Source organism: Ensifer sp. 38_S197 (genome assembly GCF_056924495.1).
The window spans coordinates 866,836-882,572 of record NZ_JBXOVZ010000001.1; the positions used below are offsets into that span (position 1 = coordinate 866,836).

Annotated in this window: 17 protein-coding genes and 1 pseudogene; 7 read left to right on the forward strand and 11 right to left on the reverse strand. The window is 57.7% G+C overall.

Annotated features, from left to right (window positions below; all coding sequences use genetic code 11):
• Window positions 1-19 precede the first annotated feature (19 nt).
• A complete protein-coding gene (locus tag AC1Z3V_RS03920) occupies window positions 20-766 on the forward strand; it encodes a hypothetical protein (protein WP_483499545.1) in 747 nt (248 codons plus the stop codon).
• 238 nt (window positions 767-1,004) lie between these two features.
• On the opposite strand, the gene AC1Z3V_RS03925 is transcribed toward AC1Z3V_RS03920, so the two are convergent.
• The 3 genes from AC1Z3V_RS03925 to AC1Z3V_RS03935 form a co-directional block, all read right to left on the reverse strand.
• Window positions 1,005-1,352, reverse strand: a complete 348-nt coding sequence (locus AC1Z3V_RS03925) for a hypothetical protein (protein WP_429813692.1) — start codon at window positions 1,350-1,352, stop codon at window positions 1,005-1,007.
• A gap of 386 nt (window positions 1,353-1,738) precedes the next feature.
• Window positions 1,739-2,419: a hypothetical protein gene (locus AC1Z3V_RS03930; RefSeq protein ID WP_483497322.1), complete on the reverse strand. Its 681-nt coding sequence runs from the start codon at window positions 2,417-2,419 to the stop codon at window positions 1,739-1,741.
• Window positions 2,420-2,588: 169 nt separating this feature from the next.
• Window positions 2,589-2,855, reverse strand: coding sequence for a hypothetical protein (locus tag AC1Z3V_RS03935; RefSeq protein ID WP_483497323.1), 267 nt, complete (start codon window positions 2,853-2,855; stop codon window positions 2,589-2,591).
• 1,025 nt (window positions 2,856-3,880) lie between these two features.
• Between AC1Z3V_RS03935 and AC1Z3V_RS03940 the strand changes: the two genes are divergently transcribed.
• Window positions 3,881-4,606: a DUF481 domain-containing protein gene (locus AC1Z3V_RS03940; protein ID WP_483499546.1), complete on the forward strand. Its 726-nt coding sequence runs from the start codon at window positions 3,881-3,883 to the stop codon at window positions 4,604-4,606.
• Window positions 4,607-4,630: 24 nt separating this feature from the next.
• On the forward strand, window positions 4,631-5,422 hold the full coding sequence (locus tag AC1Z3V_RS03945; protein WP_483497324.1) for a transporter: 792 nt from the start codon (window positions 4,631-4,633) through the stop codon (window positions 5,420-5,422).
• A gap of 318 nt (window positions 5,423-5,740) precedes the next feature.
• On the opposite strand, the pseudogene AC1Z3V_RS03950 reads toward AC1Z3V_RS03945, so the two are convergent.
• Window positions 5,741-6,144: pseudogene (locus AC1Z3V_RS03950) on the reverse strand (plasmid maintenance toxin (PemK-like)).
• Window positions 6,145-6,194: 50 nt separating this feature from the next.
• On the opposite strand from AC1Z3V_RS03950, the gene AC1Z3V_RS03955 reads away from it, so the two are divergent.
• Window positions 6,195-7,232 carry an IS110 family RNA-guided transposase gene (locus tag AC1Z3V_RS03955; RefSeq protein ID WP_334197338.1) on the forward strand — a complete coding sequence of 346 codons (1,038 nt, stop codon included), beginning with the start codon at window positions 6,195-6,197 and terminating at the stop codon, window positions 7,230-7,232.
• Window positions 7,233-7,548: 316 nt separating this feature from the next.
• On the opposite strand, the gene AC1Z3V_RS03960 is transcribed toward AC1Z3V_RS03955, so the two are convergent.
• On the reverse strand, window positions 7,549-7,827 hold the full coding sequence (locus AC1Z3V_RS03960) for a type II toxin-antitoxin system Phd/YefM family antitoxin (protein WP_483497325.1): 279 nt from the start codon (window positions 7,825-7,827) through the stop codon (window positions 7,549-7,551).
• Window positions 7,828-7,983: 156 nt separating this feature from the next.
• On the opposite strand from AC1Z3V_RS03960, the gene AC1Z3V_RS03965 reads away from it, so the two are divergent.
• On the forward strand, window positions 7,984-8,442 hold the full coding sequence (locus AC1Z3V_RS03965; protein ID WP_483497326.1) for a helix-turn-helix domain-containing protein: 459 nt from the start codon (window positions 7,984-7,986) through the stop codon (window positions 8,440-8,442).
• 68 nt (window positions 8,443-8,510) lie between these two features.
• Complete coding sequence (locus AC1Z3V_RS03970) at window positions 8,511-9,035, forward strand: PIN domain-containing protein (RefSeq protein ID WP_483497327.1); 525 nt, start codon at window positions 8,511-8,513, stop codon at window positions 9,033-9,035.
• 224 nt (window positions 9,036-9,259) lie between these two features.
• Here the strand turns inward: AC1Z3V_RS03970 and AC1Z3V_RS03975 are convergent, their stop codons facing one another.
• The 5 genes from AC1Z3V_RS03975 to AC1Z3V_RS03995 form a co-directional block, all read right to left on the reverse strand.
• Window positions 9,260-10,246, reverse strand: a complete 987-nt coding sequence (locus AC1Z3V_RS03975; protein WP_483497328.1) for an HlyD family type I secretion periplasmic adaptor subunit — start codon at window positions 10,244-10,246, stop codon at window positions 9,260-9,262.
• Window positions 10,144-10,869 (reverse strand): hypothetical protein, encoded by a 726-nt coding sequence (locus AC1Z3V_RS03980; RefSeq protein ID WP_483497330.1) that lies wholly within the window; start codon window positions 10,867-10,869, stop codon window positions 10,144-10,146. The genes AC1Z3V_RS03975 and AC1Z3V_RS03980 overlap by 103 nt, the downstream gene beginning before the upstream one ends.
• A 52-nt stretch (window positions 10,870-10,921) precedes the next feature.
• Window positions 10,922-11,506 (reverse strand): toxin-activating lysine-acyltransferase, encoded by a 585-nt coding sequence (locus AC1Z3V_RS03985; RefSeq protein ID WP_483497331.1) that lies wholly within the window; start codon window positions 11,504-11,506, stop codon window positions 10,922-10,924.
• An 835-nt stretch (window positions 11,507-12,341) separates the two neighbouring features.
• A complete protein-coding gene (locus AC1Z3V_RS03990; RefSeq protein WP_483497332.1) occupies window positions 12,342-13,283 on the reverse strand; it encodes a toll/interleukin-1 receptor domain-containing protein in 942 nt (313 codons plus the stop codon).
• Window positions 13,284-13,940: 657 nt separating this feature from the next.
• Window positions 13,941-14,201 carry a hypothetical protein gene (locus AC1Z3V_RS03995; RefSeq protein ID WP_483497334.1) on the reverse strand — a complete coding sequence of 87 codons (261 nt, stop codon included), beginning with the start codon at window positions 14,199-14,201 and terminating at the stop codon, window positions 13,941-13,943.
• Window positions 14,202-14,239: 38 nt separating this feature from the next.
• Between AC1Z3V_RS03995 and AC1Z3V_RS04000 the strand changes: the two genes are divergently transcribed.
• Window positions 14,240-14,701 carry a hypothetical protein gene (locus AC1Z3V_RS04000; RefSeq protein ID WP_483497336.1) on the forward strand — a complete coding sequence of 154 codons (462 nt, stop codon included), beginning with the start codon at window positions 14,240-14,242 and terminating at the stop codon, window positions 14,699-14,701.
• Here the strand turns inward: AC1Z3V_RS04000 and AC1Z3V_RS04005 are convergent.
• Window positions 14,698-15,723: an IS1595 family transposase gene (locus AC1Z3V_RS04005; RefSeq protein ID WP_483497338.1), complete on the reverse strand. Its 1,026-nt coding sequence runs from the start codon at window positions 15,721-15,723 to the stop codon at window positions 14,698-14,700. The genes AC1Z3V_RS04000 and AC1Z3V_RS04005 overlap by 4 nt on opposite strands.
• Between the last annotated feature and the right edge of the window lie 14 nt (window positions 15,724-15,737).

Consider the following 15,737-nt stretch of genomic DNA (forward strand, 5'->3'; position numbering starts at 1 on the left):
GGCGGCAGCAATCGTGACAATGGTTGGCGGGAACGCGCTTGCCGCCGACGTTTCCCCTCTTCTCACGAAAGGTCAGCAAACGGTCGAAGGCCCGAGCGGATGGTCGTTTTCCGTTGCACCGTATTTTTGGATGGCAGGGCTGTCCGGTGAAACGAAGCAGTTCGGGCTGCCGACGGTGGAAATGGATGCAGACTTCGGGGACATTCTCAGCAATCTCGATTTCGCCTTTATGGCTGCAGGCGAGGCTCGCAACGGTCCCTTTAGCGTTATCGGCGACATTATGTACACGAAGCTTGGAGCCGACGGCGACACGCCCGACGGGATCCTGGCAACCCGCGTCGATGTGACTTCGCAGACATTCTCTGGCCTGTTGGGCGTTGGATACGCAGTCATCGATGCGCCGCAGGGGCATTTGGACCTCGTTGGCGGGGTTCGGATCTGGTCGGTTGAAACCACGATCCGCTTCAACGGTGGCATTCTCGGCGGCATTGAACGGAACGATGATGCCACCTGGCTTGATGGCATAGTCGGATTGCGCGGCAAATATTCCCTGACCCCGCAAGTATATCTGACGGGATGGGGACTGGTGGGTGGAGGCGGCGCCGACATTGATTGGGATGTCGCGCTGGGTATCGGCTATGAGTTCAACGATCAAATATCGGCGATCGCCGGCTATCGTGCACTGGGTGTCGACTACGATGACGATGGCTTCCTGTTTGATACGGTCCAGCAGGGCCCAATCCTCGGGCTCACCGTAAAATTCTAAGGCTTATCGCTCTTAATCTCATATCCGACCACCTCGGCATCGACACGGGATCAAGTTGCCATTGGCATCCGCACAGTATCTAGCGGCAGTGGCGTCGGTGTCAGCGGCCCTGCATGCCCGTGCAATCCTTAGGCCGATAAATGTGGAGCGTCGGAGGATTAGCGCGGAAATTGCTTATGGAATGAGAATGAAGCGGGACGCGCTATGTTCCGTATCCCGCTTCATCGGCATGGGACGCTTAGCGAACGTAGATCGTCAGTCCGCCGTCGGTGGCCTGTTCGGCGCCGCCGATATTTTCTATCTCGACATTTTGCGCCTTCAACTGTTCCGCAAGCGGCTTGTTGGCTTCGATCGCCGTGACCAGGGCTTTACGTTGTTCCGGCGTCGCGTTTTCCACCCATAAGCGGGTCTGATTCTGTTCTGCCAGCGTGCTGATCTGAACGACGTTGACTTTATCGCCCTTGAATTCACTCACCGACTTTTCGATATTGGCCGGCCAGTTCATTTCGGCCTGAGCATAAGCTATTCCGCCAAAGCTCAAGGCGGACAGGGCGGCGATCACGGAAAACATTGCAATGCGTTTCATTGTCATGCTCCTCTCTTGGGTTGCGCTCGTGGCCCAAGCGGCAACGAAACGCGTGGTTACCGGCCTGTCCCGTCACGACCGCACGGGCCGGAACGGCGCCGGATGGCTATATTTTGTTGAGGCGGTGCAAATACGGCCCCGGGTGGCGGTTGAAAGATGACCGCCCTCGCGAACCATGCCTTTGCGTCGGAGTCGCGTGTGCTCCTATGCCGGTAGGCTGCTCATGCGCGCCTCTCGTGTCCTCTCAAGGATCGAGCCTCGCAGCCTTTCTTCGTCGCAGGCCCAATACCGGCCCGTCAGGCAAGAGCCAAGGCATGCAAAGATGCGGATCTCGCGAAGCCATTCCCTTGTATACGATTGGTGTTGGCTCATGCCGCAACGCGCTCCTAGTAGCAGGGCGGCTGGGGATAGTAGCCACAGGCCGCAGGAGCGTAGTAGCGACGCTCGGCAGCCGCCGCGCCGATCGCAGCCCCGGCCACTACGCCTGCACCGTAATAGGCTCCCGGGTGCGCATACCATCCCCCGCGCCACACCGGGGCACGACCACCAACCGCTACCCCGCCATACGGGCCTCGAGCAGCAAACCAGTCGATAAACAGCGATGCCGGGCCGTCCGCCCCAGCCAGATCACCTTCCAGGATGGCAACGTCGAAAGTCAGATTGCCACCCTCGAGCTTGGGCGCCTTCAAGACGACCACGGCATCGGCGACCGAGTCACCTTTGCTGCTCAGGACTGATATTGTTGCATTAGGAGGGTCCTTGGCGAAGCTGTCCGTTCCCTCACCCCATTGCTTGATGAACTCGGAGGTCAGGACGTGACCGGCAGATCGCACCGGCCGATCGGCGAAGACGATCGAATTGGCGGTGACGCCAGACATAGTGAGCTTGCCGTTTTCGAGTTTTGCTCCCGCAGAATTGAGAACGGCAAGAGACGGTACCATTTGCGATTTTGTCGCGCCGATCGTCTTCTGCGCCGGCGCTGACATGGCGTCCTGTGCGAACGTTGGCCCCGTGGATAGCAGGCCCGTCGCCAGAGCGACGAGGCATATTCCGGATAATTTGTTCATCTGTATCACTCCCGTCTTGTCCCGGTTGGCCCTATTGCAGGAGCCCCAGATTGATTATCAGTGCGCACCTATTGTCAGCGGACACGAAATGGCCGGAATCGGTCGACCACTCTGCGCGTTCATCATCCAACTGCCTCCTGTCGCGTGATCTGAAAGATGATTTCTCGGATTAGTATGGCTTTGCGAAAGGGCCCTTACCGAACCTTTCCAGTTCCCGCTCGATCTCGATAAGGATGCTGTCTATGAGTTCCTGATACTCGGCGATCCGCTGTTGCCGAGCGGAAGATGTGGAGCGCCGCCATCGATCCTTCTCCTCGTTGGCTAAGGCGAAATCGTCACAGATGTCGCGGAAGGCCTCACATTGGGCGGCGAGTTCCTCAATCGCCTGGGCGCTCGTGTTGAAGTAGCTCGTTACGAATTCAACACCCTTTCCCATTCAGTCTATCCGTTTGTGAGAGGCCTGATCTTCAGGAGAGGACGATGCCAAATTCCGGCGTGCTTTTCGGCCATCGTGAGCGCTGGCGGGGAAGGCGCAAGGTACGTAACTGTAAGCTACGGGAGCACGACACGTTTTACTCGCGTAAGGTGTGGCATGTGATTGCTGATAAGGCATTGATTTGGCGTTTGGGCCTAGCTCGATTGCAACAAATGCGCTTTTGAAGCCACGTTGCGTGGCCGCAATCTCGACTACCTAATTGAGAGACAGTGGCAGCATCCCTCAATGGGAGGAGCAAGCCTCAGACGCTTACTGGAGAGCCGACCGCATCAAGGGCTAGTCGATCGCGCTCTCAATTGTCAGAGAAGCGAAAGCTTCTCTTTAGACCTGTCGTCCGCATCGAGGCGGGACGATTGCGCCGGCCCCGAGCGCTACTATCTCGTTGCCGACCTTGAGACACTGTCCGCATTCATACTGCCGAGGCTATTCCGCCAAAAGCTTGGCATCGCTTCGCGACACCCGTTACCTTACGGCAGAGGTACTCAATCGCACGGTGTCGCCAAAAGTCATTACCAGCGGTCGTTCATTTGTACCCTGTTGAACGTTGAACAGCCGACGGCATCATGGCGGGAGCTGTCCCAGCCAATCCACCCGCGATCTTCGCCTCCAGACCTTTTATGAATTGGTGGTCGACGATGCGACTCTGCCCCGTCGAAAATACGTGGGGTATTGGCAATAGGAAGTAGCCGCACGGTCAGAACATACCAGATGTTACGCGACGAAAACCTAATTCAGCATGTATCTGTCGTTGGGCGTTGGACGGACATTCAGGTGAGGGCGCTGGCAATCGAAAGCAGCGATGGGCGACCGGGCATTGGGTGGCGTTCAAGCTTTCCAATTCATTTCGCGCTTCAAGCGAGCCGATATCCAGACCGCTGAGGACATGGCATTTGCGGGAACTTATGCGAACTAACATCAAATACATTACTGGTCTTGTCACGGCACTGGCCTTTTGCCCTGCCGCGATGGCGGCCGACCTTCTCCCGGCGACCGCATCCCAGCCTGTCCACGTAAACTCTGACGACTGGACGTTTTCGTTCTCGCCCTACTTTTGGGCCGCGGGTCTTAATGGCAAGTCGCAGGTTTTCGGCCTGCCGACCGTCGCCGTCAGCCAAGACTTCGGCGACATCCTTTCCGATCTGGATTTTGCCTTCATGGCCGCTGGCGATGCCCGCTACGGCCGCTTCAGCGTGTTCACAGATATGAACTACGTTCGGATTTCGACCGACGCAGCCACACCAAGAGGCATCCTCGCCGACAACCTCAGCCTCAAGTCGGTGACGTTCACCACGATGCTTGGCGCAGCCTACACAGTTTATGAAGATCAGCAGGCTCGCTTCGACGTCCTTGCTGGGGCTCGTTACTGGCACGCGGAGACGACGATTTCGCTGAACGGCGGGCTTATCGGAAGCCTTTCCCGTTCAGATGAGGGAAACTGGGTAGATGGTCTCGCCGGCGTAAAAGGCCGGTACTCGTTCACCGACACCGTCTACGTCACCGGCTGGGGCATGATCGGCGCGGGTGGTGCGGACATCGACTGGGATGTGCTCGGAGCAGTCGGCTACAAGTTCAACGACACGATTTCGGCAGAAGCAGGTTACCGTGCCCAGGGCGTCAACTACCGCAACGACGGCTTCACCTACGACATGATCCAGCACGGGCCGATCCTCGGCATGACTATCCGGTTCTAATCTGGCTTTGGGAAGGGATAACAGATGGCTTCTCGGTTGCTCGCACTCTTGGCGACGCTTATCGGAGGTGCAGCCAGCGCCGCCGCTCAGGACGCCGATCTGGCGAAGAAACTGTCAAATCCGATTGCCTCGCTGGTGAGCGTACCGTTCCAGTTCAACTACGACAGCGGATATGGTCCAAGCGACGGACACAAGGCGGTTCTGAACATTCAGCCGGTCATTCCATTTGAGCTGAACGAGGATTGGAATGTCATCTCGAGGACTATTGTCCCGGTAACATCGCAGGACGACATCGCGGGGGGCAGCGGAAGCCAGTTCGGACTTGGAGATACGCTCCAGAGCTTTTTCTTCTCGCCCAAGGAACCCACGGTCGGCGGGCTGATCTGGGGCGCTGGTCCCGCCATCCTTATTCCAACTGCGACGGAGCCGCTGCTTGGCGGGGGGAAGCTGGGGCTCGGTCCCACAGGTGTAGTCTTGAAGCAGGAGGGACCATGGACCTACGGCACGCTTGCCAATCATATCTGGTCGGTCGCGGGTGACGGCGGGCGTGCGGACATCAGTTCGACGTTCCTGCAGCCGTTCGCTTCCTACACGACGCATGATGCCTGGACCTTCACTTTGGACACCGAAAGCACGTACGACTGGAAAAGCGACCAATGGAGCGTACCCATCAACCTCTCGGTGTCGAAGCTCGTGACCTTTGACAAGCAACCCGTCAGCTTCCAGGTCGGTGCACGTTACTGGGCGAAATCCCCGGAGGGCGGCCCGCAGGATTGGGGCGTTCGCGCCGCCGTTACATTCCTGTTCCCCAAGTGAGCGCCACATTAGTGCGACAAGTGCTTAGGGGTCAGAAAGGCTACGCAAAAGCGCTCCAGCATCGGAGAACGGCACCTTCCAGACGATACATTTTGCGATCTGCTTGGCCCAGACCGTGAACATACACGCAACGAGCCTTTGCCCAGGGTTGATCTGCCGTTCGGCTTGACAGTGGCTTCACGGGAGTTCGGTTGCATTTTTACGGCATCAATATCCCAGCGCAATATGCTGGCGAACCGCATGATTGCCGGGATGGGTTCCCGTCTCTTCCGGAACGCCATGCGATGCGCCATTTTGCAGAAATTGCCGGAAGCGCTTTTAGGAACTACGCGGGGTCGCCTGATGTCTTTGGCTGCGCGCCAGTCCGACAAAACGACGCTTCACCTCTTCGAACAGGGCCGGAGGCAACGGGCCGTGGTAGCCGCTTTCCGTGTCGAGCGGCCGGACGTCCGGCCCTGGCCAGGCAAAGCGGTTACTTTCCGTCAAAACAATCCAGGAGCGTTCGTCATCCAGCCCCAAACGACGCTTTGTCGCCGGCGGGATCTCGACGGCATCGGCCGAGTCGGAAGGTGGCGTATGCGTGATCGGAAGGACGCGGACCACCGGCGTTCCATCTTCCAAGGTGGCAACGATGGCAAGAACGAGCGTCGGGCGATCCTTGTCCCTCCTTCCAAATGCTGCCAGTGCCAGAGATGTTGGTGTGGACGGCCCCCGAACGGCATCGAAACGTGCCAGAGTGAGTCGTTAAGATCTCAAACAAAGAGAGCCGCCCATGGACAAGATTATTCGCATCGGCATGGACACGTCAAAGCATGTTTTTCAGCTCCACGGCGTGGACGCCGCTGAGAAACCGGTCTTGCGCAAGAAGATGCGCCGCAAGGAAATGATCGACTTCTTCAGGATCTGTCCGCCAACCGTAATCGCCATCGAAGCCTGTGGCGGCTCCCATCACTGGGCTCGGCTGCTGACCTCGCTCGGGCATGAGGTGAAGTTGATCGCGCCGCAGCTCGTGAAGCCTTACGTGAAACGGAGCAAGAATGACGCTGCCGACGCTGAGGCATTATGCGAGGCGATGAGCCGCCCAACGATGCGGTTCGTGCCGGTCAAGGCAGCCGATGAGCAAGCCGCCACCATGTTGGTCGGCGTCCGGGATCGCTTGATCCGCAACCGCACCCAACTCGCCAATGCAATGCGAGGTTACGCCACTGAATTTGGCATTTCCGTCGCCAAGGGGCTGGCGCATATTCCCTTGCTGCTTGAACGGATACAGTCCGACGAGACCGTGCCGAAGCTGGCACGGGAATTGTTCGCGAGTCAGGCGGAGGAATACGCCCAGCTGGAAGAAAAGATTGCGGACGTGGATGCCAGGCTCATGGCATGGCAGCGAGCCGACGAACGCTGCCAATGTCTCAATACTATTCCCGGCATCGGCCCGATCGGCGCGGCGCTTCTGATCATGAAGACACCGGCGCCAGAGCTATTCCGATCCGGCCGCCAATTCGCGGCGTGGATTGGGCTGACACCAAAGGATCACTCGACCGGCGGAAAGCTGCGACTCGGATGCATCACGCGGGCAGGCGATGAGGCATTGCGAGCGGTGCTGGTGGCCGGGGCAACGGCTGTCATTCAACATGCTCGACGACACGGTAAGGCCTCTTCGTGGCTGGCCGAACTGCTCAAGCGCAAGCCGTCGAAACTCGCAGCGGTCGCACTTGCCAACAAGATGGCGCGTATCGCCTGGAAGATCATGGTATCCGGAGAAAGGTACAACGCAAAATATGCGTCCGCTCTGGTGGCTGACGCGACATGATGATCCGCTCGACACGAGAAGTTCTAACTTACAATCCGCGTTGAGTTGCTGATTCCCGAACTTGCAAGATAGGAGCAGATGGTGTGATCGATCGATCCGAGACGTGAGACAATCCGTCTTATCCCTTGGCCTTTTACAAGGTCGCAGAGATGTTTGGAACTCGCGTTGCGGAAACCATCTTGGCCAGCGTTTATGTGAGCGCAACAACAGGCCGGACATATGGGCGCAAGCGATCGGATCAAAATCGTCTCAGAATATCTTGCGAGCAGGGGGCCGTCCACATAAGGAATAGCGGAAGACCCAGCCTACCTTCGGCTCAGTCGGCAGCATTATCGTCCTTCGTCAATTCGGCATTGAGATGGTCAAGTCCGGGATCCATCGTGGATTTTTCGACTGCAGCGAGCTCGTCTGCATCCAACGCGCTCGTCAGCTCGACTTGGCGCTCGCGCCGCATAAGGCGAAGATAGTCCTCATAGGCGATCAGAACCGTGCGCGGTCGGCCGTTCTTGGTGATAATCAGCGGCTCGCGCACGGCTGCGTCCTGATAGGCTCCAAAATTCTTGGAGACCGCAGCGGCGGTCACGGTGGATGTCATCATGCACCTCCATTTTTCCGTAAAATACGTACTTTACGGAAAAATTACAAGATGCCAACGGGAGCCCCAGAGCGCTTCGGCTACTTTCGTTTATTTCGTTTATTGCGTCTGCTGCGAATATAGCGTAGAAATGGGTTTCAACGGAGGGCTATAAAAATGACAGTTCCAGCAGCAGCCCAGGAACTCGGCGGACGCCTGCCATCGGCCTCTGAAAAAGCTGCAGCAAACCACCTGCGGAAGATATTAGCGGCGCATGCTACCGGCGACGCGAAATTGCGCGTGCTCGACGATGAGACGCAGCAGCCAACGGACATCACCCTTACCCCGGCGCTATCTAGTCTGCTCATGGAGCTATTGAGGCATATTGGCAAAGGCGACGCGGTGACACTCGTTCCCGTCAGCAAAATGCTGACGACGCAGCAGGCTGCAGACATTCTCAATGTATCGCGGCCATTCCTGGTTTCCTTGCTCGACAAGGGCGAGATCGAGTACTCACTTGTTGGCCGGCATCGAAGAATTCAGGCGGATCATCTTTTCAAATACAAGAAGGAGCGCGACGAGAGGCGGAGTAAGGCCCTTGCAGATCTTGCCGAGCTGGACGCGGAGTATCTGTAGGCTTGTTCGCTAATCGCTTCACTGCCTTCGTCGACGCGTGCACACTAGCAAGTGCACTAAAGCGAAACTTGCTGCTGACACTTGCGGAAGCGGAATTTTACCGCCTCCGCTGGTCGGCAATTGTTCTTGATGAAACCCAGAAGGCTATCGAGAAGATCCTGGCTGATAAGGACGTCGCCGACGCATCCGTACGAGCATCGCGCGCGAGAGCAAGCATGGAGGCTGCATTCGAGGAAGCGATGGTCGTTGATTTTGATCAGTTTCTCTCCGCCTGTGACGGTCTTCCTGACGAAAACGACGCGCATGTAGTTGCAGCCGCTCTGAAAACGCAGGCTGCGGTAATCGTGACCGAAAATCTGAAAGACTTCCCCGAGGGTTTGCTCCGCAGACTGAACCTTGAAGCGAAGTCGGCGGATGCCTTTATTGCTGATACTGTCGCCTTGGATACCGGCAGAGCGGTGGCAGCGATTAGGCGTATGAGAGAGCGCTTCAGAAAGCCGGAAAAAACCGCGGATATCCTGCTTTTAGATATGGAGGCGAACGGCCTTACGGAAACCGTGGACGTCTTAAAGCCTCACCTCCTGTCGCTTTAGATTCCTGACCGGCGAGGCGCGCCGTAGCCCATCGTCTTATTCCCGTTGATACATTATGCGATCCTAAACGCACAAATCGGAAACAAACACAGCACATTGCCCGTGAAGCCCTTGGAGAAGAGCAATCGGAACACTCGAATGGACTGACAAAAATCCTGATGTGAACGGAATCGAACCGCCAGCAAGCGGTCAATACAAGGTCGCCGCCCAAAGCGGCCAGGTCTCTACTCCTCCCGCATTGCGCGGGCGATCTGATCGGCAAGCGGCTTGATGAGGTAAGAAAGCGCCGTACGCTCGCCAGTCTGGATGAACGCTTCCACCGGCATGCCGGCATGCAGAGCGAGACTGCCAAGACGATCAAGCTCTGGCTTTCGGATCTGGATGCGTGCCGTGTACCAGGCCTCGCCGGTTTGTGGGTTCGTGCTCAGATTGGCGGCGATCGTCCGGACCTCACCGGCGATCTCGGGCGTCGTGCGCTGGTTGAAGGCCGAGAAGCGCAGAACCGCCTTCTGTCCGAGATGCAACTGATCGATATCGGCCGGCTGAACGCGGGCGTCGACAACGAGACTGTCGTTGACCGGCACGATTTGCATCACCGTCTCACCCGGAGAAATCACGCCGCCGACGGTATGCACCGCCACTTCGTGGACAATACCGTCCTGCGGCGCCAGCAGGTCGACGCGTTTCAGCTGGTCTTGCGCTGCCACTTGCTGCTCCGTGAGCTCTGCCAGCTTGTTGTCGACGTCGCGCAGTTCGGTCAGCACTTCCGAGCGGCGGTCCTGGTCGAGCTGCAGGATCTGCAGTTCGGTTTCGGTCCGGCGGGTGGCGGCGCGGGCAATCTCGGCCGTCAACTGTCCGCGCTCGCCCGAGAGCTGCGCCCGCATGCGCTGCAGCTCTGCCAGGCGCGAGAACGGCATCAAGCCCTTCTCGTGCAAGGTCGAGATGCCGGCAATTTCCTGCTCAATCAATCGCAACTCGTCGTCCTTGGCCGACCGGCGCGCCGTCAGTCCATCGGCTTCCTGCTGCAACTGACCGATGCGCTGCTGCCCGATTGTAGGAATCCATGGATAGGATCGCAGTGAACAGCTGCCGCGAAATGGACATTGGTCTAATCCCTTACAAAAAAGTCGTTTGGAGAAATCTGAAATGCGAATGACGGCGTCACGAACGGCCCGTTCTTCTTGAAGTCCTCCTTCATCAGAACGACCCATTTCTTGAAAAAATCAGGACCAAGAGCGGCCTCGACGTAGCCTCTCGTTCTGTGTTCTTCGGTTACGGACAGCGAGATGGACTTCAATCGGACGCCAGGTCCAAAAGAGGCCTCGAGGTGATCAGGATCGACTTGCTTGATGCTCGACGGGTTGGTCACATCATCAATCGTTGCGAAGACTGGGTAGAAATTCCGGGAAATCTCGCGTTTGCCGCGGGTTGATTCGAGGTTGTCGAGACCACGCTTAAACTCCTCGCGTCCATAGCCTCTCAATGGCGGATCTGCCAAGACGAAGACAGCCGTTTCCGGGCTGTACCCTTTCAGCAGAACAAACAGGTACCGACCGGGCACCACTTCGAGAACAACAGCCTCGCCCTTGAGTGTACCTGCGCCGCCGCCGCCGCCCGAATCTCCAATTTTGAACCACTTGGGTGGCATTTCCCACTCTGCAACGGTAACCGAGCTGGCAGTAATTTCGCCGCGGGGGGTTTCAACAACGACCGTCAGCTTCTGATGCCAGGTCCAATCCTGGAAGCCAAACAACCCGCAGCCCGGCAGAGTCGCCAGAACAGCGGCCCACAAGATCAACGATGCAATTCGCGTTCGGGTCATCGATGCCCACATGCCCAGTTTATCCCGGTGCTCGCGTAGCGAACGCGGGCAAGGTACAATGGCTTCAATTAATCGAACTAGAGTCTTGGGAAGAACTGTCGTCGTCGCCTTTGCGGACAAGTTTTTGCAGCACTTCCGCATCAACCAACCGGGCGACCAAGGGGTGGATTTTCACCGCATTGCGTTTGGCAACGCGGTTGAAGTTAGCAAGCACAGCCGTTGCCATTTCGCGCGATGGCGCGATCACGTCCAACAGCCACACGATCTCTCCACTTGCCCAATCATCGGGCTTCAGACGGATCGGGAAGACGCCAGCCTTCGTTTGTTCCGCTATCTTGGCGTCCACTTCAACAGAAACGCTTGCCCATACGGCAACGGCACTTGGCGAGAGCGGGGAGCTTTCGCTCGGGTTCGCTTTTGGAGAAGCCACCGCAATGCGGTCACGAGCCAGAGGCTCTATGATCAGGTGTGCAAGGTCTGCCAGTGACTGAGTTCTGTAGCGAGGTACAGAGCTCATCGCCAGCACGACTTCGCCAAAGATCGAATGCACTTTTGTCTTAATTTCAGCCAATTTCTCGGCCGTCGCATCATCCTGTTCGGACACAGCTCCATTCGAAGCCGCGCCACTCAACGCCCCTGCAAGCACCATTCCCCCTACCCCGTTGCCGAACATCTAGCAACGGCTACTCAGCCCATAGTCGCATGCTAGACCGCAATACACTTCGATTTCAAGTTGCATATTGCAACACAGCATATTTTCTTCGGAAATCAAAACAGAGGACGCCCACCCATCGTTAAGAAGGGGAAGGAATGCTGGGGGGCATGCGCCGTCCGCTCACCGGGCTGAGGAGCCAGTGGCGCAAACAACCGTCTGGGCGGCGCGACAGCCGCCTCTTCCATTCGGCGGAGCTGGCAGTTCTCAGATTTACGCCATGAGCCTAAAGTCGTGCGAATGGGGTTGCTTACGGCGACATTGATCGCGTTGTTCGCATCCTACGAGATGAGGCGTCTGAACCGACCTGGGCAGCAGGGGCGAAGACCGAGGTCCATCGCAGATAGGCCTAGCCGACCCGCCATCCCGAGTTCGTTCAAAAAACTGATCGCCTCAAAGATGCCCTGGTACAAGAAGACGTTTACTCGCTCTCGCCTCGCTCCCTCTAGATCCTTTATATCCTCTTCGAGCATCTCTAAGATGTCGTAGAGTTGGTCAATGGCACCAATACCTTCAGCTTCCGCTTCGTTCGACAATGAAACCTCCTCCTCGGGACCGAGGCGGTTCCAAAGCTACGCCTGTCCGTCCAGTATCTCGGCGAGGCCTAAACGGCGCCTAGCCCCAGCCACCCCTTACATCGGTCCGCCGGCATTGCGGGCAAGCCACTGGGTAGACCGGCTCGTCCTTCCTCCTCGCCTCCTTTTTCTCATCCGGCGTCAACACGTCAATCTCGAAGCGATGACCGCAGTTCAGACATTGGAAGCGCTTCACCTCAGTCATATTCGATCCCTGCCTGCTTGGTGAATTCGAGCCAGAGGACGTCGGCGACCTGTTTCGCGTCATACCGTTTCTTCTCGCTGCTCATGAAATCGTTCAGCGAGAGGAACATGTTGTACTCGTCTGCGTCGACTTTGACGTGACCGTTCGACGTATTTGACTCACTATGGGATTGCCATGAGTAATTGATGTCGCCGAAGTGATAACGGCTGCCCTTGCTGTTGTGGACCGTGATGTGCGCGTCACGGCCGCCTTTGTAGCCGCGATTTACCACAGTGCACGTGAAAGCGCTGTCGCTCATGCTCTCAAAGCGGGCTCGGAGATCCTCGACCTGGTTCAGTTCCTCGCAGGAGGTTTTGAAGTAATTCCGGATGACACGGAAGGCCTCGTCCGCGAATTCTCGCCGTTGGATGGTGTCGAACTCCTGCTTGATCTTTAGGCGACGACCGCCAACGTCCGCTGCGTCCCGTCCACCAGCTAGACCCAAAGGCTTTTTGTGCGTGGATGTCGCTACAGCACGAAGCCCCTGGATGACGTTTAAGTATGCGACATTCTCGTTTGTCCATTCCGGAATTGGTTTACCGTCCTTCGGCAGCGCCATCCGGCTCTTTAGGGGCGACGAGAGCCAGTCGCAGGGCTCCACGATAACTGGCACGATGTGTAGGCGGCCTTCGGCTTCGAGCTTTTGCGCCTCTTCGAATTCCTTCTCGTAACAGTAATTCGAAGCGAGATAATCGGGGCTGACCAATGCGATGAAAACTTGGCTGGCACGCAATGCTGTGAAGACCTCGCTGTCGAGGTTCGATCCAGGCACAATCGCGTGGTCGGTCCACGTCTCAAAGACGCCATCTCTGCGCAATTGGGCCATATGCTTATGAAGTCTTTCCAGATGTTTCGTGTCGGCATGCGAGTAAGAAATGAAAGCGGTGACAGCCAACTCAGACCTCGCGGATACTGTTTGTATGAAGGGTCTAATATAGGCTTTCGCAAGTTCCCCACCAAGTAGCGAGGCGATAGTTTCACACGTATTCCACTGTACGTATGCAGCCGTCCGCCTCCGGAAAAGCAAGGCGGTCTAAACGCTCTCGTTTCTTGCATTCGGGAAGCCGTCGGACCGCAAACGGCCCCACTTGAGACGCAGGCGGGGGCACGCTGGCCGCATACGCTTCTGATACTTACTCGGCGTTCAGAGCAAAGGAAGTAGAGGGAACTCCGCCCAACAGAGCCGGTTGGAAGCCGGCAACATGTTGTCTCGCTCGCCTTGAGCGGAATGGAACCGCGACCTCGTTCTCGATAAAGCTAGCGAATACCGGAGCTGATTGTTCGGTGGGTGTACAATTTCGGCGCCCCAAGCTCGTTAACGTCGGCTAGCCGCAAACCGAATTCGCTGCCGCCTTCAAGCCGCTTCGCGCCGAACAAGATCGCTGGCGGGTGCGGCGATATTCACGGCCGCGACGTATCACGGCCGTCGCTGACTGAACGCAACTGACGTCAGCAAGGGAGCTGATGAAGAACCCGTCCATACCATCGCCCTTATCCAGCGCCCCCTCAAGTGAACCGCGAAACGAGCGCTCTACCTCGCCTAACAGTACCGTCAGGCTCTGACCTCACGCAACTTATCGGTAGCGCTGCGCTTGGCCACTTTGTTGGCCCCGACACGCCTTGGCGTTTCCATCACGTTTGCAGCAGTCAAAGCGGCTAGGACCTGCTCATAGGTCTCGGCAACAAGCGTGGATGTGCCAGTTTCGGCGATGATAACGCTGTGCCCGGTCTTCGTTTTCCGTACAGCGACAACGGCGGCAGCATTGAACCATGCGGCATTAGGTAGCAAAAACCACCAGACCTGAAATGGCATCCCGACTACCCTGGTTTCCGGTGAAAACGGAGCCTCGAATGAGTGTAGCGTACGAGTTGAAGCAGAAGCGAGCCGCCTTGACTGACAGGCTGCAGCAGCTTGAAAGGGAGCGGGTAGACATTCAGGAGCTGATGAGAGCGCTGGACCGTGTCATCCTGAGCTACGAGCCCGACTATCAGGGATCGGCGCTAACGGGACCTGAACAGGGTAACCGCTCTCGAAAGGCCAAGCCGTCGTCGTCCGAGGTGAAAGCGGCCATGAACGGCGTAAACAAGCGCCAAGCCGTCTTGGAGGTCCTGCGCGAGGCAGGGGAACCGATTTCGGTGACCGACTGCGCAGCGAAGTTTGCAGCCAAGATCGGCATCGCGAGCGAGCCAGCCAATCTCTCAGACATCGCACACCGCCTGTCGGCAGTCCTCACCCAACTGACGACGGCGGGACGCGTTCGGCAGTCGGGCCAGTTCGACGGTCGTAAGGTTCTGTGGGAGGTCGCCGCTTAGCCTTCCCAGATCAGGTCCGGCGGTTTGTTGCCCTGCCAGTACCCACACAGATAGCGTGACGTCGGGCGAGACAGTGCCTGGCCCAGCACCTGGAACGTATGACTGCGATTGCTCACCTGTCGGCAATCCTCGCGCCACGCGAGCTCGGCCACATACCAGTCGAAGTATTTCAACGAAAACCGATGGTGGATGCCGACATAGGCCCGTTGGACCCGCGAGAAGAAACTCTCGACCTGGTTGGTGTTCGTGCCATCGTCGGTCTGATAGGCCTTTGAGTGGTTGACGCGTTGCAGCTCGTTGAGGCCAGCGAGGTCGTTATAGCTGCCATGCTCGTCCGCGAAGACCGTGGCTTCCCGCGACACGTGATCCCGGACGGCCGCCCAGGCTGCGTTGCTGTCTTCGTCTCGGATGATCCGGGTAAACGTCTGGCCTCCCAGTCCGCGCTGGCGGATCGCAAGAGCGCACAGACGCTTCATGTTCTGGTATTTCCTGAGGCGGCGGTCGATGCGATCCTCAGCCTTGTTTTCAGGGCGGATGTGGCCGCCAGCGTACTTGCCGTCAATCTCGACCTCGCCATCGAGCACCATCTCCTCCCTGCGCCACGCGATGGCCTCGCGCAGCTTCATCAGGAGGACCCAAGCGGTCTTGTATTGGACGCCGATCTCGCGCGAGAGCTGGAGCGCCGCCTTGCCCTTCACCGAGTTCGCCGAGAACCAGATGGCGATGAGCATCTTCTTGAAGCCCAGCTTCCGCGCATGGAAGACCGTGCCTGAGGTTACGGTGAACACGGCCTTGCAGGTCTTCTCGGTGCATTTGAAGCGGTTGCGGCTCATCGTGTGGCAGCGCAACGTTCCACACTTGGGGCAGTAGGGCTCGCCCTCCGTCTCGTGCCAGCGCAGGCGTTTAAACCAGTTGTAGGCAGTCGTATCCCGCATCTTGGCGAGATCGAGCACCGTCAGCGTTCGGCACTCTGGCGACAGCAGGAAGTGCTGGCCCTTGGGCGTGTCTTCGGGGTTCGCCATGGCTCAACCCCTCC